Source organism: Phenylobacterium sp. (assembly GCF_030697925.1).
Classification (GTDB): domain Bacteria; phylum Pseudomonadota; class Alphaproteobacteria; order Caulobacterales; family Caulobacteraceae; genus Phenylobacterium.
This window is the reverse complement of the sequence record NZ_JAUYOJ010000080.1, coordinates 60,451-78,247: the sequence shown is the minus strand read 5'-3', so window position 1 is coordinate 78,247 and position 17,797 is coordinate 60,451. Positions and strand designations below refer to the sequence as shown.

Here is a 17,797-nt window from a genome sequence, read left to right as displayed (position 1 = left end):
GTTCGACGTAGGGACGTCGGATGGGTCTGGAAGCGGCAAGACCGCCTCTTAGCGTCGCGGTGATCGGCCACATCAATCATGGCAAGACCGCGCTCGTCCGCGCCCTGACCGGCATCGAGACCGACCGGCTGGCGGAAGAGAAGGCGCGCGGCCTGTCGATTACCCTGGGGTTCGCCTGGCGCGACTATCCCGCGGGAGCCGTCGACCTCCTCGACTCCCCGGGGCACGAGGACTTCATCCGGGCCATGGTCATGGGCGCCACCGGCGCGCGCGCAGCGATGCTGGTCGTGTCCGCCAACGAGGGCTTCGGCCGCCAGACCCGCGAGCATCTGCGCGTCGCCCAGCTGCTGGGCCTGAGGACGGGGATCGTGGCAGTCACAAAGGTCGACCTGCTGCCCGATGGGGCCGAGGCCGGTGTCCGCGCGCGGATCGCGGCTGAGCTGGTGGGCACCTTCCTGGCGAGCGAGCCGGTCGTCTTCTGTTCGGCGCAGACCGGCGCCGGCCTCACCGCATTGCATGATGCCATCGAAGCCTTGATCGAGCGATGCCCGGCCGCCGATCGGGCGCCGGGCGCCATCCTGCCGCTGGACCGGGTCTTCAGCGTCGCCGGCGCCGGGACGGTCGTCACGGGAACCTTGCAGGGTGGGCCGCTTCGCGCAGGCGCCGCGGCGGTGCTCATGCCGTCCGACCGGCCGATCACGCTGCGCCAGCTGCAGGTCCACGGCGAGACGGTCGAGGCCGCGCAGCCGGGCGGGCGCGTGGCGGTCGGGCTGCGCGGCGTGTCCGTCGACGAGGTTGAGCCCGGCGAATTGCTGTGCGCGCCGGACGCGCTCGTGCCGAGCTTGCTGGTGGACGTCGAACTGACCCTGTCGCCCGAGAGCGCACGGGCGCTGAAGTCGGCGGACGAGGTGCGCGTGATGTGGGGCGCGCGGCAGGACCTGGCCAAGGTGCGCCTCATGGGCGATGGCGCGCTCGCGCCGGGCGCCCGGGGCTTGGCACAACTTCGCTTCGCGACGCCTGTCGCCGCCTTCGCGGGCCAGCGGGCCATCTTGCGCCGCCCCTCCCCGGCCGAGACCATCGGCGGGGCCTTGGTGCTGGACCCGGCGGCGCCGAGGATGAGGGGGCCCACCGACGCCCGTCGCGACCTGCTGGCGGCCGTGGCAGCCGGGGATCTGGCGGGGATCGCCGACCTGCTGGCGGCGCGCGACGCCGGCGTCGTGTCAGCCAGCGAAGCGGCGCGTCTTTCGCGACGGCCGCTCGATGAGATCCGCGCGGCGCTGGGCGCCTTCGAGACGCTGGGCGCCGACCTGGTAGCGGCGCCTGCTGCCGTCGACTCGGCCCGGAGCGCCTACCTGGTGCGACTGGTTGAGGCCCATCGCACCGCGCCGAACCGCGCCTGGGTCAGGGTCGCCGCCATCCGCGGCCACCTCGCGCGGACCACCCCTCGCGAACTGCTGGACCACGTGGAACGCCGCCTGGCCCGCGAGCGCGAGATCCGCGTGAACGGTGGGCAGGTGCGGCTGTCCTCCCACGACCCGCTCGCACGCCTGCCGCCGGCCGCCCTCGCCCGTTTGCGCGAGCTCGAAAGCCAGGTCCGGCAAGGCGGGGTCACACCGCCGGACCTCGGTGCGCTGGCGACGCCCGGCAGCGAGGACGCGGCGCTGGTCGAGCTGCTGATCGACGTGGGCGCGCTGGTCGTGCTCCGGAACCACGCGCTGCGTCAGACGCTCGTCTTCCACGCCGAGGCGCTTGACGAGGCGCTGTCGAACCTACGCGCCGCCTTCCCGCCGTCGGCGGAGTTCGCCACGGGTGCGGCGCGCGCGGCGCTGGGCACGTCGCGCAAGTTCATCGTGCCGATCCTGGAGTTCCTGGACGTACGCGGCGACACCCTGCGCGACGGCGATGTGCGCCGGATCGTCTGAAACCGCTTCAGGACGCCATGGAAGGCGGCCTAGTGTCATCGCGCTGGAGGTGACTGGAGTCTGGTGGCTTCCCCGGTCTTCAAAACCGGTGACACGTCGACAAGGCGTGTGGTGGGTTCGATTCCCATCCACCTCCGCCAGCCTAGGGCCAAGCACGAAGATGAGGATCGCCCCATGACCGCAACGGCTTTCTCCCTGCCCGACCTAGCGGGCGAGCTTCGGCGGTTCCCCACAGAGCGGCCCGCCCTGATCTGCTTCGTCAAGGAAGACTGTGCGACCTGCAACCTGGCCGCCCCTGTGCTGGAGGCGTTCCACCATGCGTGGGGCGAGGCCGCGGACATCTGGATGGTTGGCCAGACCGCCGACGGCAACGCGATCCTCAGAGACCGCCACGGCCTGACCCTGCCCATTCTGGACGACAGCGCGCTCAGAGCCTCCCTGGCCTGGGATTTCGAGATCGTGCCGGCGGCCTACTGGATCGGCCCCGACGGCGAACGCCGCCCTCCGATCGAAGGGTTTGTGCGGCAGGAGTGGGAGGCGCTCGCGGATCGGATCGCCGCAGACTTGGAACTGGCCGCCGCGCGAGTAGCCTGGTCGGAGCTGCCGGACTGGTGTCCGGGCTGCGGCTCGAAGCACCTGGATCCCGACATCCACGACCGCCTGCTGGCCGAGGCGGAGGGCAGCCCCATCCGGGCGCGCCGCATCGACGTCGCCCCCTCCGACGACGTGGACGAATTCATGTACGACCAGGGCTTCTCCGACGGCCTTCCGCTGGTCGCCCCGACCCCGGAGCGCGTGCTGCGGATGCTTTCAGGCACAGCGCGAGATCCCCAGGGGATCGTCGCCATCGTGCCGCCCAGCATGGCCCCGGTGACGGTTGAGAAGGTCGCCATCAACGCGGTGATGGCCGGCTGCAAGCCGGAGTACCTGCCGGTGGTGATCGCGGGCGTCGAAGCCGTCTGCACCGACGAGTTCAACATCCACGGCGTCAACGCCACGACCATGGGCGCCACGCCGGTCCTTGTGGTCAACGGGCCGATCCGGCAGCGGATCGGCATGAACATGAAGCAGGCCGCGCTCGGTAACGGCAACCGCGCCAACGCCACCATCGGCCGCGCGGTCCGGCTGGTGGTCCGCAACGTCGGCGGCGCCCGGCCCGGCGGCACGGATCGCTCGACCATGTCCAGCCCGATGAAGTTCACGATGTGCTTTGCGGAATGGGAGGAAGGCTCGCCCTGGGAGCCGCTGCATGTTGAGCGGGGCTTCCAGCGCGAGGACTCGGTCGTCACCGCGTTCGCCATGACCAGCGGCCCCGTGCAGATCGTGGACCAGGAGTCCCGCGAGCCCGACCAGATCGCCGGCACCCTCGGCCTCGGCCTTGAGGGCGTGTTCCTATCGAAGATCCACCGGATGCCGGTTGACGCATTGCTGGTAGTCTGCCCGGAGCACGTGAAGACGCTGACCGTCGACGGCGACTATCCCAAGGCCCGCCTGCGCGACCGCATCCAGGCCGTGACCTCGCGACCGCTGCGGGAAATGGTTGGGAACGAGGTCTCGGGCGCGGGCATCCCGCCGGCATCGGCCGCCAAGATGACCGAGGCCATGCTGGCCTCCCCGGCCCCCAAGTTCGCGGACGGCAAGTTCATCCACATCGTCGTTGCGGGCTCGGAGGCCGGGAAGTTCTCCGCCGCTTTCCATGGCTGGCTCACCGGCGCCGCCGGCTCGGCCGTGGTTTCCCGCAAAATCGAATGCTGATAGCGTTGGCGCAGACCTTCGGAGGAAGTCGATGACGACAATCCTGGACCCCACCGACGAGCGGGTGCCCGTTGCCCGCAAGATCACGCCGCGGACGGGCAATACGCCCGGCGTTATCGGCCTGCTCGACATCTCCAAGCCGCGTGGCAACGTGCTGCTGGATGAGCTGGAACGGCTTCTGGCGGTGAGATATCCGGAGGCCGAGATTCGGCGTTACGCCAAGCCGACTTTCGCCAAGCCCTGTCCTTCGGACCTGCGGCTGAAGATCAAGGCCGAGTGCAACGTCGTGGTGGAAGCGCTCGCCGATTGAGGATCATGCACGACGTGCAGTCTGCACGACACTGTATGGTTCGAGATCCAGGGCCTTCCGGCCGTCTCCATTGCCTCCAGCGAGTTCGCCGAGGCCGCCGAGGCTCAGCGCAAGATGCTGGGCATGGAGGGCGCGCGCTACGTTTTGGTCGATCACCCGATCCAGGACGCGAACGACGAGGAGATGCGCGGCAAGGCGCGGGCGGTGTTGGAGGCCGTCGTCGAGGCGCTGAGCGTATAGCTCCGCGCTGAGCCCCTTCAGTTAGAGGGGTGTAGTGGCTGCACTGCGCTACAAACCGACATCAGAAGGCTAGGCTAGGTGCCCCCAAGCGGACCTTCCGAACTTCGCCTTGGAGTCAGGTCCGGTCCTTTAACCGCAAATGGTCATCAGAGGTCTGCGACATGCAGCGAGTTTTCTGAGAGCGGACGCTCGCAGGGACCGCTAGGAGCCCGGAGCCGACGCGCGTCTACATCTGAAGTCGGCCGTTCTAGACGTCAGCTAAGAGGGGCTCAGCAGAATGGGCTGGCGTCGGCGGATCGCCTGGGCTGCTCGGAAGTGCGTTCAAGGCCTAATGGCGCTGGCCAACCCGTCGCCTGGATTGTCCAAAGGCTGAGCCACCTCGTCAGGACAATCCGCTGGTGTCTAGGTGAAGCTGAGGAGGCGTAGCGCCGTCGTACTCTGGCGCGTGAGGGACGGCTCATCTCTAAGCCTGATCGGATGGCAAGATAAAAGCCGCGAGGTGCGCGCGTGGTTGAGAGGGTGAAAGTGTAAATAATACAATAGTGAAGCGTGAGGTGCGTCGCCGGGGTGCAGCGTGCGGACTCGCGGGGGCTGTTGGCCGGTAGGGGATTGACGCACATCGCGTTGGGCCTGACGCGGCTCAGCCCGTCAAGGGCGGCTGCGCCGTCGCCGCTGGCGACAGCCGCCTTGGCGGCTGCCCTGGACCGCCTGGTCCGCGCCCGGCGAGAAGCTCGGCAGGACGCCTATGGCGGGGCCTAGGCGTCCTCCTGGGCGCCTCGGCTTGCAACCTTGGCTGGTTCACGGGAAACAAGGGTCATGAAGACGGACTTGAGCCATCTGCCGGGCGGAAAGCGACGCGAACTAGAGTTCGTGGTCGAGGTCCTGCTGGAGGAGTTCGGCAAGCTCACCGCGACGCGCAAGGCCCCGCGGCTGGCCAGCGGGCAGGTCCTGAAGGTCATCCTGTTCGGAAGCTACGCCAGGGGCGATTGGGTCGAGGATCCGATTGGTCGGTACTTCTCGGACTATGACCTGCTGATCATCGTCGATCACGACGACCTGGCCGACACGGTCGAGTTCTGGGACACCGCCGAGGTACGGCTATTGAAGGAGCTATCCTCGGGTCGGCGTCTGCGGACGCCGGTGAACTTCATCGTTCACAGCCTTCAGGACGTGAACCACCAGCTTGAGCGGGGGCGGTACTTCTTCGTGGATATCGTCCGTGAGGGTACCCTGCTCCACAACGTGCAGGGCCACGCGCTCGCCAATCCAACTGAACTGTCGCCTGAGACGGCCCTGGCGGAGGCGCAGGGCTATTTCGATCAGTGGTTTGAAAGCGCCGATACGGCGCTCAAGGGCGCCAATTTCTATATCTCAGAGGGCGATGGGAAAGACGCGGCGTTCCTCCTGCATCAGGCCACCGAGCGGTACTACAATTGCCTGCTGCTGGTGCTGACACTCTACACGCCAAAGTCTCACAATCTCGTCCGGCTACGAAACTTGGCTGAGCCTCTTGATGCTCGGCTGATAGGCATCTGGCCGACTAAAACCAAGTTCGAGAAGCGGTGCTTCGAGTTGCTTCGTGCCGCTTACATAAAAGCCCGCTACTCGAAGCACTACCGAATTACCTCGGACGAACTCGCCTGGATTTCCGATCGGATTCAGTTGTTGCGCCAGAGAGTCGAGGCGACTTGCACCGAGCGACTAGCCGGCTAGGACCGCTCGGGGCTCCAAGCCGTCATTCCCAACGTCCGCTTGCGGGCATGAAGCCGGCGGCCGGCGGCGATGACCGGATTGACTCCCAACCGAAGTTGGGAGGGTCGGCTGTCCGGCAGTCAGATGCCTACCGGCCGCGATGACCGGCTTGGTCTCGTTCCGAGGGGATCCGGTTTTCGAGGCTGGCGTGGAGGGCACGGCATGCGGTCAGCTACATCGGAGAGTAGCCTGGCGATTATATCCGGCTAGGTTGAGAGCGAGGGAATTACGTGCATAAGTGAAAGCTTCACTTTGGGCGACCGTCGGGAGGAGCCTTGGTCGACGTTGTGCAGCAGTGGAATCCCGACGACTGGGAGTCCTTTGCGCTGAGCCTATTGCAAGCGCGACATGGCAGCTTGAATGTTCAAAAAGTGCCCGCCACCCATCAGGGTGATTTCGGTATCGATTTCTACTGCACTGCGGATTTGGTGATCTATCAATGCTTCGCAGTGGAGGAACCTATCGACATTATTGCGCGTGCAGCGCGTCAGAAGAATAAGATTACCACCGACCTCAAGAAGGTTGTTGAGGGCGCTGTCGAAGTATCGAAGCTTTTCCTCGGCTTACCCGTGAAAAAATGGATACTTCTTGTTCCTATGCACGATAGCAAGGACGTCAATCTGCACTGTGCCAAGAAGACAAACGATGCAAGAGCGCTGAAGCTTTCTCATTTGGACACCGATTTTGAGGTGTGCGTGCATGATCAGGAGTCGTTCCCGGGAGCGGCTTTGAGCGCTGCAATGTCGGCGCTGACCAGCGTATCCCTGAATGTGCAAGCGCCGACCCAAAAGGAATTGGACGAGTGGAAGGCGGGATCGCCCAGCCTCCTGGCCAACGCCACCAAGAAGCTTTCGAAGCGCACAGCCCCTGGGGATGTCCAGAACGCGGTGGTGAGCGGCGTGGAGCTATTCTTGAAGGGCAACGCGCTCGTCGACGCCCTGCGCTCGACCGCGCCCGATCTCCATGAAAAGGTCGTTGCTGCCATCTCTGGGCGCGCCCAGCGCCTAGGCTACGTCGGACCACAAGGTGGCCCGGCTCCAAACAACATCATGAACACTGAGCTCAATACCCTGATCGACGCGATCAAAGGCGCCGCACCGACGCTCTCTCACGCCAATGCCGAAGACATTGCGCTCGGAACCTTGTCGGACTGGATCATGCGCTGCCCCTTGGATTTCTCGTCCAATGGCAGCTGATAACTTCTTCCGCCAAGCTATCGAAGGCGCAACCTTCTCATTCACCGCGCGCCCCGAGCCGGTTGCGGGCGACCTTAGGATGTCATGGGGGATAGGAATCCTATTGCTCAGCCTGTTCTACGCTCATGGCAAAAAGGGCAGTTTTCAGAAATTGCAGTTCCTTGCGCATGCAATCAGAACCCAGGAGGGGCGGGAGGATGTCCGTGCCCTGATGGCTGGCCGGCTGCGCACTACCGAAGTCTCGGTGCGGGTCGAACCGTGGTTGAACCGAGCGGTTTCCTACGCCCACAGTCTTGGACTTGTCGACGTCACCAAGGGCAGGTCCGTCGGACTGACTGAGAAGGGCAAGGAGGTGGCCGCGGCCCTCGACGCTGACAAGGGCGTTTTCAAGGAGGAACGCCTCTTCTTGGCCGACGTCGCCAGGAAGCTCACCGAAGTCCAACTAACCAAGATCTGGCGAATGGAGGACCTCCTGTGACGCTGCGCCTTCGGCACTTGCGCATGCGCGCGATAACCTCCGCGGGAGTCTATGGGACGGACATCGGTTTTGAGGCGGGGCTAAACGTCATCTGGGCCGATAACACCAAGGGCAAATCCACCTGCATGCAAGGAATGCTCTATGCGTTAGGGCTGGAGAAGATGCTCAGTCCGCGCCGTGAGATTCCTTTGCCGCATGCCATGACGTCGTTCTTGAGGAATGACGATGAGAGCACCGCGACAATCTTGGAATCCGTCGTGTCACTGGAAATCCAAAACGGCGCCGGCAACGTTGTTACAGTTCATCGACCGGTTAAGAAGGCTGGGGTTGATAATCGTCTGATCACGGTCGATTTTGGCCCGACCCTGACGGATCCAGAGGCGCGCCCGGAGCGGCGCAATTTTTTCGTTTTGGATGCGGGGGCGGCGCAGCGGGAAGATGGATTCCATCGGTTCCTGGAAGATTTCCTCGGGTGGCAGCTTCCCATTGTCCGGCGCTACGACGGTCCGGAAGGCAAGCTCTACCTCGAAACAATCTTTCCGCTCTTCTGGGTGGAACAGAAGGCCGGATGGTCCGCGATCCCCGCCGCGATCCCAACCTATCTGAAGATCCAGGAGGTCCAAAAACGCGCGGTCGAGTTCATCATGGACCTCGATATCCATAAGCTCGAGCTCGAAAGGCAGCGGCTACAAGAGCGCATCGACCAAAATGTGAGAGACTGGCGAAACCTTTGGGACGAGATGGACCGCTACGCGCAACGCAGCGGCGGCAAGACGAATGCCCTCCCTCAACGGCCGACGATCATCCCGGATGAACTTGACAGGGGGCATGTCCTGCTCGCCGAAAAGACGTCCTGGATTTCACTGAGGGACATGCTGACGCAGCTACGGCGGCGCGTCGCCGAGCTCAACGAGGCTCCGGTGCCGGCCGTCGGAGCCTCCGCGGACCATCTGGTGAGTCAACTGGAGGTGCTCGGAAAGGAGGTCGAAGACGTCAACCGTAGTCGCATTGAAGTCTACAAAGCCAAGCAGTTGAAGGAGGCGGATATCGGCTCCTTGCAACGCCGGATTCAAACTCTGGTTGACGACTTGCAGAAAAATCAGGATGTCCAGAAGCTTCAGCGCTATTCGGGAAGCGCAAGCTCGCTGACGCCTGATCACTGCCCGACCTGTGAACAGTCTCTGGCAGACTCCCTGATGTCCCAGCAAGTCCTAACGGCCGTCATGCCGATCGAGGATAATATTGAATACATTCGCTCGCAGATGAAAATGTTCGAAGACATTTTGATGCGCGAGCAGGAGGAGATGTCGAAAGTCGAGATTCGAACGGCGCAGGTCGAACGCGATCTCAACGAACTTTACAGCCGCATTAGGACCGTTCGCTCCGATCTCATCGCCCCAACGGGCAATCCGTCCGCCGTCGCCATCGAGGAACGAGTGAGAGCTGAGGCGCGAATCCGTGAGCTTGAAACGATCCAGGCGACGTTCGACGATACCGTTGCGCGGATGCAAACCTTGGCGGGTACGTATGGAGACCTGCTCCTGGCTTCCGCGAAGTTGCCCAAGGATAAGATGAGCGACTTGGATCGAAGCAAATTCGACACGCTCACCGCGCTCTTGCGCCAGCTTGCCCGGGAATTCGGTTTTTCAACATTTGATGCGAACGAGCTGACGATAGACGAGGACACGTACCGGCCGCAAAAGGAAGGTTACGAGATCGGATTTGAAACGTCGGCGAGTGACGCCATCCGACTGAAATGGGCCTTTCAGCTTGGATTGTTGGAGCTTGGACACCAGCATCCGACCCATCATCCAGGCATGTTGCTGCTCGACGAGCCCCGCCAGCAGTCGTCGTCGCGCGTTAGCTTTGGAAAACTGCTTGAGCGAGCGGCCGCGCATCAGCGCGCCGATCAACAGGTCATCGTTTCGACCAGTGAGGATCTAGAGACGCTGAAGGAAATCCTCTCGCGCATCAAATGCAACGAGACGATCATCCCTGGCTACGTAATAAAGCCGATTCGAACAAGTTGATCCCGCTAGGCACTAGGCCTGCGGTCCGATCCGAACCCATTTCCCGATGCCTTGATGCCATCTAGCGCGGGATCGATCGAGGTTATGATGGACGCCGACACGCTGGCCGAGATCGACGCAACATTGGCTCGGCTTGCCGACCAATCAGCTCGCCTGTCGCCGCGGGACGCCGAGCACGGCCTTGCCAGTGTCCTCAAGCCACTTCTTGCTGCTTCCGACTATCAACTGAAACAGAATGGCGGGCCTCAGGATCCAGGGGTCGATTTCGTCATTACCCGCGCAGCGAATAGTGATGCGGCGGATGACATAATCGGGCTGGAATTTAAGTACTACTCCCACGCGATCCAGCGCTCAGCAGTAGCTGAGGTATTGGGGATGGCGATGCTCAACGCCTTCGATCGCGTCGTCCTTGTTTCCAATGCCAACTTTAGCGCTGCAGCGCGCGCCGCGGTCGAGCGGGCTATGCCGGTGAAGGTCGAGCTACTGGGATTCGATGATCTGAAAGCTTGGGCTGCGGCACTACGAAGCGATAGTGCGGAAGACAACCTCGACATCAGTGGGACAGTTCGTGCGCTAGTGAAGGCATTAAGCGCAGAATTCGCGCAGTTGATCGCGCGCAACGTCGAGACACTGCGTGCCCTTGAATGGCGCCAGCTCGAAGAGACAATGGCGGAAGTGTTTGAAAACCTTGGTTTCAAAACGACCTTGACCCCTGGGTCCAAAGACGGGGGCAAAGACCTAGTTCTCGAGTACCAAGTTGCTGGAGTGACGGCTACTTTCTACGTTGAGATCAAGCACTGGAGGTCCTCCACCAAGGTGGGATCTGGTGTGGTGCAGGATTTCCTAAAGGTTATCGTCAGAGATGCGCGGAAGGGTGGCCTTTTGCTGTCGAGTTACGGGTTTAACGACAATGCCTTCGAGGGGCTCACGGAGATCGAGCGGCGCACGTTGCATCACGGCGACAAAATGAAAATCTTCGGTCTCTGCCAGTACTATGAGAAATCCAAGCGAGGTTTGTGGTCAGCCCCAGACGACTTGGGGACCCTGCTTACAGGAGAAATCAGTCTCTAAGCGCCTCCGCGCCTGCGCCAACTGTAAACTCTCAAGCCGCGCCGAAATCACGACGCTCGGGGTCGTCGGACCGCACCATGTAGCCAATCTCCCCATATGTATCGGACCACTGGTGGGCGTTAAAGGAGATGATCAGGCAATCCTTAGCACCAATCTCCTCGATGAATGACTGTCCGGCCCATTGGATCATCTTGTCCCGAGCCTGGCGAGTGTCTGCCTTGTACACCAGAACGACTGCGGGATTAGCGCGCTCGATCGTCGGGTTGTGCAGTTTTGCCACCAACACGTCTGCGGAAACCTTCGAGGCCAGGATCCGAGCCCTCATAATCGGAAGTCGCTCTTCTAAGGCGGCCTGCACGTCATAGTCGATATTGAGCAGGCGGTGAGACATCTCAAGCCACATGCGCGGCTGGCGCTCAGCCAGAGTGGCCAGCATCCGAATCCACAGACGGGTGCGCGCTTGGCGGGGCTTGGCCGGCGGCTCCATCCCCGGTCGGCGGCGAGAGAACCATGCGTCCAGAGTCTGGGACATGCCATAGAGCCCGAGGAAGGTCGAGCCGTACTCCTTGGTCCCGATGTTGAATCCGCTGGCGATGTAGAACGCCAATAGATCGTACTCGTCCGCCATGAATTGAGCGTTGGTTTCGAACTCGATGCGTCGGCGCAGGTAGTGCACGATCTCGGCGGAGTGCTCGAGCAGTTCACACACCACTTCCAAATCCGCGGCACTCATCGTCGGGGCGTAGGGCGTGTCGGCCGCGATCAAACCGGCCTTGACCAGGCTGGGCCAGCTGGCGGCCAGGAGACCAAGGTTGTTGAAAGTGATGTTATAGCGGATGCAGCGGTCGATCTGCCTACTGTCGATCTGCGCCGGGCCCTCATCTGAATCGAAGGTGTGGAGCTCGCGGCGGCGAGTCAAGATTTCCTCCAGGCGCGCCGACTGTTCGGAAGGATCGGCAATTAGCTTGGCCAGTGTGGTCTTCAATCGTGCGTCGGCGCCGCGGCGCGCCAGCGGCGAGATCCGTCCGGCCTTAGCTTCGAAGATGAGCGCCGTGTCGCCAATCAGGACGAAGGCATCGGTCTCGTAGCCGCGACCATCGAGGTCGGAGGTCCACTTCATCCGGGTGAAGACCGGGTGGCCCTTGAACGCGGCTTTGACTACCTGGGCCAGCTCCGCTTCCAGCACCCTCCCGCGCACCCGGTCCTCATAGACGGTCTTCAGCTCCGGGACCTCATCGATCAGGGCTTCGACCATGGCAATGGCGAACGTGATCATCGTGCCTGGGCTGGGACAAAGCCAGGCGTCGCAGGGCAGGCGGATGAAGGGCTTGGTCCAGACGGGATTGGCCAAATGTAGGTGGTCAAAAGGATGGTCGGCCAGATCGCCGAACGACAGCGACCACGCGTCGAGGATTTGGCGTGCAGCGGCTTCGGTCACGTCGGTAGGCAGCAGCGCCCGAGCCTCGGTTAGATCGAACCGATAGACCTCGTCGAGCTTAAGGTGGGCCTCTTCGACCAGGAACGCGGCCACGTGGATATCAGGCACGCGGGCCGCGGTGATCCGCGCGCGAACCTCGGGCTCTTGGCCCGGCTCGAATGCAGCGACATAGGCCTTGATGGCCCGCTGGGGTTTGCCTTCGCGGGTGACGCGGAAGAGGCCGCGCCGCCAAGCCTCGATCTTGCCTTCAAGCAGGTTCAGCAGCCCAGACTGAAGGTCGGCCAGCGCGGTCGCCGAGACGCCGTATGCGGCCGTAAAACGGGCGTCGATGCGACCGGCAATTGCCCGCAGGTAGCGCTCGGTCTGGGCGGCGTGAAACTCACCGCGCACCATCTGGGTGTCGCCCCGCAACTGGTGGAGGGTGGCGCGTTTGTCGAGCATGGTCGGATCGTCTAGGCGGGTCTTCAAACCGCGCATTGAGAAGGCCTCGGCGTTGTCCTGCAGGGCGGCGAGCACCGTGGTCACCGAACTGGCGACCCGGCTGGAACTGGGCGCCGGCAGCGGCGCGCGCAGGGCGATAGCCTGCAGCAGCTCCAGATGATGCTGATGGATGCGGAGCTCGGGAGAAGCGCGCTCCCGCCCTTCGCCCTGTAGATGCAGTAGATGGATCCCGAGGGCGGTGAGGATCCTGGGCGGGTGGCAGCCGGCCAGGGTGTCGGCCAGGATCTTGGCCGACACGTTGAACCGGCCTTCGGCTTCGGCGGCGGCGGCTTTCACCACGACGAGCTGTTCGTCCGGGTTCAGGCCCGCCACGACGCTGTCGACGCCGACGAAGTCGGCTTCCCAGCCAGATCGCCTGGCTTTGGACTTGGCCCCTCGGGGGACCTTGCGAGCCCCTTTTCTCGATCGCCCCACGTCGCCCTCCGATCGTGTGACTGATGCTATAGCTAAACTCGGTCAGTTGCGCCTTCAGGTCCTCATGGGTGCGGTGTGGGATCGCCCTCGTCGGGCGGACGTCTGCTTCTCGGCCTGAGGCCGACTTCTGCGTCTGGCGCCTGGCGGACTTAGCGCACCGTCGCGCCGGTTGCTCGTGGCTGGTAGCCTGCGGGCTAACTAGTGAAGCCGATGTAGGCGATCAGCCCTTCGACGGAGGTAGGAAGCTGCCCTAGTTCCTCAGATCGGCTGAGCATAGCACTTCCTCTTTCTGCCCTGGCCCTTCGCGCGTCCAGAACAGAGATGGCGGTGGCGCGAAGCCACCCCGACACCAACTCTTGGCCGCCAGGTGAGGTTTGTTGGCTCGCTACAATGACTCTGTTCTCGCCACTTACGCCTAGTACGAGGTGGTCTCCCACGGCGGTAAAGGCGAACCCTTCGTCGTTCTGGACCCACCAATGCTCCAACCAGCTGCAAGCTTCGCCCGCGCTGCGAAAGAGGGAGACATCTCCAACCGCGAGCTGGTCGCGGCTCTCGTTCACGACAACAATATCGGCAAGCCAACCATCCATCATCACACGAGGGTGCCTTCGAGTGCCGACTTCTGCAATCGGTCGAGAATAGATCTTGAGCGGCCCAAGAACGAAGGTCCGTTCATCGCCCTGGAGCTAAGGTCCGGTTCTGGCGCATTTCGGTCGGAACGGTCCCGGTCGAGAGCTTGTCCACGAATGCGAGTCCGTCCAGTCGTGGAAACACCGACTCGCATACGAACAAAACCGAAATTCTACGAGAACGTATGATGCACTTGGCGTGCGCTCACGCCCCACCAAGTAGTTGAAATAATTGAACTATCCACCCAGTCCATCATCGGCGCAACGGACAATCTGTGGGGCGAATGGTCGGTCATTGCGCGCCCTTTAGCAGCAGAGGGCGGGGATTTCCTACCCACCGGCTTCGGACATTGCGGGTCTGGGAGGCTACCCAATCGCCGCGATTTGGCCTATGGCGGCGCCCGTGACCTTCCGGACCCGCCCAGGCGCAGCGACCACGCGCGGCATCTTCATGATGCTGGCCGCGCTGGCCGTGGCGTTGAAGGTGATGATCCCGGCGGGCTTCATGACCCGCACGGCCACGAACGACCTGCCCTTCGCCCTTGTGCTCTGCACGGCCCAGGGCGCGGTGGCGGTCGAGCCCAGCCAGGCCGCGCCGGAACACGACGATGGCGGCGACGCAGCCGACCACGACAGCCCCTGCGCCTTCGCCGGGCACGCCGCGACCGCCCCGGCCCCGAGCCCGGTCGCCATCGGCGTCGTCGAGTTCGTCGCCTATCGCCGCCACGTAGCGCCCATCGCGCCCGTCGATCTGGCGCCCGGCCGGGGCCTCGCCGCCCCGCCTTTGCCCGCCCGCGGACCTCCCAGCCTGCTGATCTGAGTGAACGGCCGCATGGCCGTCCGCCGGCGCGCCTGCGCGCCCTCCCCAGCATACTCACGCCCGCCCTCCCCGGCGGGCTAAAGGACACCGCAAGTGAAGTGTTTCCTGCTCGTTTCGAGCGCCCTCATGGCCCTGGGCTGTCCCGCCCTGGCCGTGGCCGACGACGCGGCCACCGTCGACTTGGTGATCGTCACCGCCCGTCCCGATCCTGAGGACCCCGCCGTTGTCGCCCGAGCCCGCCAGCGGCTCTCCGAGACTCCCGGCGCGGTCTCGGTCATCGCCTCGGAGTCCTACGAGAACCGGTTCGCGCTGGCGCTGGACGACATGCTGCGCGACGCGCCCGGCGTCTACGCCCAGCGCAAGTGGGGCGGCGACATCCGCATCTCGATCCGCGGCTCAGGGATCGGCGCCGCCAACCACAATCGCGGCCTGCTGCTGGCCCAGGACGGCCTGCCGCTGAACGAGGCCGACGGCTTCGGCGACAGCCAGATCGCTGACCCGCTGCAGGCCCGCTACACCGAGGTCTATCGCGGCGGCAATGCGTTGCGCTTCGGCGGCGCTCTGCTGGGCGGGGCGATCAACATGGCGACGCCCACTGGGGCCAATGCCGGGTTCGAGACCCAGTTGCGCCTCGACGGCGGTTCGTTCGGCATGCTGCGCGAACACGTCGGCTTGGCCCGCCAGCACGACGACTGGAACGTGTTCGCCGCGGCCACCACCCAGACCGGACAGGGGTGGCGACCGCAGAGCCAGCAGAACCTACAGTTCGGCTCGCTCAGTATCGGCCGCAGCCTCGGCGAGGGCCGCGAGGTCCGCCTTATCGTCAATGGCGCCAATATCGCCCAGGAGATCCCGGGTTCGCTGACCTGGGCCCAGTTCCAGGCAAATCCCCGCCAGCCCGCGCCGGGGAACTACGCAAACGACCACGGACGCAACGCGCGGGGCCTGCGCGGCTCGCTGCGGACCACCTGGCGACTGAACGAGACCTTGATCTTCGAGGGCGGCCTCTATGCCATCTGGAAGGACCTCGACCACCCGATCTTCCAGGTGATCGACCAGCAGAGCCGCAACTACGGCGCCTTCGGGCGCCTCGACTGGGGCGGCGAACTCGCCGGGATGCGGGCCGACGCCTTCGTTGGTCTGTGGCTGCGCCGGGGCGATCTGGATTCCGCCTTCTACATCAACACCAAGGGCGCGCGAGGCGCGCCACGCGCCCTGTCCCTCCAGAACGCCAAGGCCAGCGACCTGTTCGCCGAGGGACGGCTGTTCGTCACCAACGAGCTCGCCCTAGTCGGCGGCCTGACCTGGGGAACCGCCAGCCGCGAATATCGCGGCTTCGCCCTGCCGGGCGTCGCCGGGGCCTTCGACCTCACCGCCTCGAAGGACTTCGACTGGGTCGCGCCCCGCGTCGGCGTCCTGTGGGAGTCCGAGGACGGCGCCCAGGTGTTCGCCAACCTCACCAGGTCCGTTGAGCCGCCCAATTTCGGCTCGCTCTCGCCCACCGGGACCGGCTTCGCCCCCGTCGAGGCGCAGGCGGCCTGGACCAGCGAGGTCGGCGTGCGAGGCCGCCGCGGTCCGCTCACCTGGGACGTGACGATCTACCGGGCCGAGCTGAACAAGGAGCTGCTGCAATTCGCGGTGGACGCCGACCACCCGGCGGCGACCTTCAACGCCGACCGGACGATCCACGAGGGGCTGGAAGCCGCCGTCGACTGGCGGTTTGCGCCTCAATGGCGTCTTCGCCAGATCTGGACCTGGTCGGACTTCCGCTTCGACGGCGACGCCCAGTATGGCGACAACCGCCTACCGATCGTGCCCGAGCATTTCTACCGCGCCGAGCTGCGCTACGAACATCCCGCCGGCTGGTTCTGCGCACCTTCCGTGGAATGGTCGGCTTCGGACGCCTGGGTCGATTACCGCAACACCACCAGTTCGCCGTCCTACGCCGTCCTCAACCTCAACCTCGGCTGGCCCCTCAACCCGGCGGTCTCGCTGTTCCTCGACGCCCGCAACCTGACCGACGAGGCCTATGTCTCCAACGTCCAGGCCGCGATCCTCACCACATCCGCCACTGCCGCCTACTGGCCCGGCGACGGACGCTCCGTCTTCGGCGGCCTCACCGTGGCGTTCTGAGCGTGAGCCCCCTATCCCTTTCCCAGCCGCGTGGCCGCGTGGCGTTACAGGCAGGAGCCTGACCATGAAGCCCCTCTTCGCCGTTTTCGCCCTGACCCTCGCCGCCGGCTGCGCGCCTGCCGTCCAGGCGTCCGCCGCGGTGGCCGTCACCGGCGCCTGGTGCCGCGCCGCCCCGGTCGGGGCCCTGACCGGCGGCTGCTACCTCACCCTGACCGCCGACGCCGACGACCGCCTGATCTCGGTGGCCACGCCCGCCGCCAAGCGCACGGAGATCCACAGCATGGACATGACCGGCGGTGTCATGCGCATGCGCCAGCTCAAGGACGGCCTGGCCCTGCCGGCCGGCAAGGCGGTCACCCTGAAGCCGGGGGCCGAGCACGTGATGATCATCGCCCCTAAGAAGACCCTGGCCGCCGGCGGGACCGTGCCGCTGACCCTGACCTTCAAGACCGCGCCGCCGAAGAAGATCAGCGCGCCGATCCGCGACGCCGCCACCCCGGCGACGCACCATCACGAGGGTCACTGATGCGCGCCCTGGCCTGGGCCGTCGCGGCGGCCACCCTGACCCTGAGCGCCTGCGGACCATCGCCGCAGAAGGCGCAGACCACTCAGCCGAGCGTCAGGATCGGCGGACCGTTCCAACTCGTCGACACCGCCGGCCGGCCGGTGACCGAGAAGGCGTTGCTGGGCAAGCCCACGGCAGTCTTCTTTGGCTTCACCTATTGCCCGGAGGTCTGCCCGACCACTATGGCGGAGCTGACCAACTGGCTGACGGCGCTCGGCCCCGACGCTGACCGGCTGAACGTGGTCTTCGTTTCGGTGGACCCCGAGCGCGACACCCCGGCCCAACTCAAGACCTACCTCGCCAACTTCGACCCGCGCATCCAGGGCTTCACCGGCACACCTGAGAGCGTCGCGGCGGCGGCCAAGGCCTACCGGGTCTATTACGCCAAGGTCCCGACGGACGACGGCGGCTACACCATCGACCATTCCTCGGCGATCTATCTGTTCGACAAGGACGGCGGCTTTGTCGAACCGATCGGTTACGGGACGCCGGCGGAGCGCGCCATCGGCCAGCTCCGCAAGCTCGTTCGTTAGAGCCGGCGAG

At 64.5% G+C, this 17,797-nt stretch carries 13 protein-coding genes and 1 tRNA gene; 13 read left to right on the top strand and 1 reads right to left on the bottom strand.

What is annotated here, in order from left to right:
* Positions 1-20 precede the first annotated feature (20 nt).
* The 9 genes from selB to Q8Q88_RS07540 all read left to right on the top strand — a co-directional run bounded on the left by selB (position 21) and on the right by Q8Q88_RS07540 (position 10,754).
* Positions 21-1,922 (top strand): selenocysteine-specific translation elongation factor, encoded by a 1,902-nt coding sequence (gene selB / locus Q8Q88_RS07580; protein ID WP_305674590.1) that lies wholly within the window; start codon positions 21-23, stop codon positions 1,920-1,922.
* Positions 1,923-1,967: 45 nt separating this feature from the next.
* A tRNA-Sec gene (locus tag Q8Q88_RS07575) sits at positions 1,968-2,062 on the top strand.
* A 34-nt stretch (positions 2,063-2,096) separates the two neighbouring features.
* Complete coding sequence (locus tag Q8Q88_RS07570; RefSeq protein ID WP_305674589.1) at positions 2,097-3,677, top strand: hypothetical protein; 1,581 nt, start codon at positions 2,097-2,099, stop codon at positions 3,675-3,677.
* 31 nt (positions 3,678-3,708) lie between these two features.
* Positions 3,709-4,227 carry a UGSC family (seleno)protein gene (locus Q8Q88_RS07565; protein WP_305674588.1) on the top strand — a complete coding sequence of 173 codons (519 nt, stop codon included), beginning with the start codon at positions 3,709-3,711 and terminating at the stop codon, positions 4,225-4,227.
* 816 nt (positions 4,228-5,043) lie between these two features.
* A complete protein-coding gene (locus Q8Q88_RS07560) occupies positions 5,044-5,940 on the top strand; it encodes a HEPN domain-containing protein (RefSeq protein WP_305674587.1) in 897 nt (298 codons plus the stop codon).
* 314 nt (positions 5,941-6,254) lie between these two features.
* Positions 6,255-7,175, top strand: coding sequence for a hypothetical protein (locus tag Q8Q88_RS07555; RefSeq protein ID WP_305674586.1), 921 nt, complete (start codon positions 6,255-6,257; stop codon positions 7,173-7,175).
* On the top strand, positions 7,165-7,653 hold the full coding sequence (locus Q8Q88_RS07550; protein WP_305674585.1) for a hypothetical protein: 489 nt from the start codon (positions 7,165-7,167) through the stop codon (positions 7,651-7,653). The genes Q8Q88_RS07555 and Q8Q88_RS07550 overlap by 11 nt, the downstream gene beginning before the upstream one ends.
* Positions 7,650-9,683 (top strand): hypothetical protein, encoded by a 2,034-nt coding sequence (locus Q8Q88_RS07545; protein ID WP_305674584.1) that lies wholly within the window; start codon positions 7,650-7,652, stop codon positions 9,681-9,683. Before Q8Q88_RS07550 ends, Q8Q88_RS07545 begins: the two co-directional genes overlap by 4 nt.
* Before the next feature lie 87 nt (positions 9,684-9,770).
* Entirely contained in the window at positions 9,771-10,754 is a 984-nt protein-coding gene (locus tag Q8Q88_RS07540; RefSeq protein WP_305674583.1) for a restriction endonuclease, read from the top strand.
* A gap of 31 nt (positions 10,755-10,785) precedes the next feature.
* Here Q8Q88_RS07540 and Q8Q88_RS07535 read toward each other — a convergent pair whose 3' ends face one another.
* Positions 10,786-13,107 (bottom strand): hypothetical protein, encoded by a 2,322-nt coding sequence (locus tag Q8Q88_RS07535; protein WP_305674582.1) that lies wholly within the window; start codon positions 13,105-13,107, stop codon positions 10,786-10,788.
* A 1,032-nt stretch (positions 13,108-14,139) separates the two neighbouring features.
* On the opposite strand from Q8Q88_RS07535, the gene Q8Q88_RS07530 reads away from it, so the two are divergent.
* The 4 genes from Q8Q88_RS07530 to Q8Q88_RS07515 all read left to right on the top strand — a co-directional run bounded on the left by Q8Q88_RS07530 (position 14,140) and on the right by Q8Q88_RS07515 (position 17,787).
* Positions 14,140-14,556, top strand: a complete 417-nt coding sequence (locus tag Q8Q88_RS07530; RefSeq protein ID WP_305674581.1) for a DUF2946 family protein — start codon at positions 14,140-14,142, stop codon at positions 14,554-14,556.
* A 126-nt stretch (positions 14,557-14,682) separates the two neighbouring features.
* The gene (locus Q8Q88_RS07525) at positions 14,683-16,689 is read left to right on the top strand and encodes a TonB-dependent receptor (RefSeq protein WP_305674672.1); all 2,007 of its coding nucleotides are present in this window, start codon (positions 14,683-14,685) and stop codon (positions 16,687-16,689) included.
* A gap of 64 nt (positions 16,690-16,753) precedes the next feature.
* The gene (locus Q8Q88_RS07520; RefSeq protein ID WP_305674580.1) at positions 16,754-17,215 is read left to right on the top strand and encodes a copper chaperone PCu(A)C; all 462 of its coding nucleotides are present in this window, start codon (positions 16,754-16,756) and stop codon (positions 17,213-17,215) included.
* Positions 17,215-17,787, top strand: a complete 573-nt coding sequence (locus tag Q8Q88_RS07515; protein WP_305674579.1) for an SCO family protein — start codon at positions 17,215-17,217, stop codon at positions 17,785-17,787. The genes Q8Q88_RS07520 and Q8Q88_RS07515 overlap by 1 nt, the downstream gene beginning before the upstream one ends.
* Positions 17,788-17,797 lie beyond the last annotated feature (10 nt).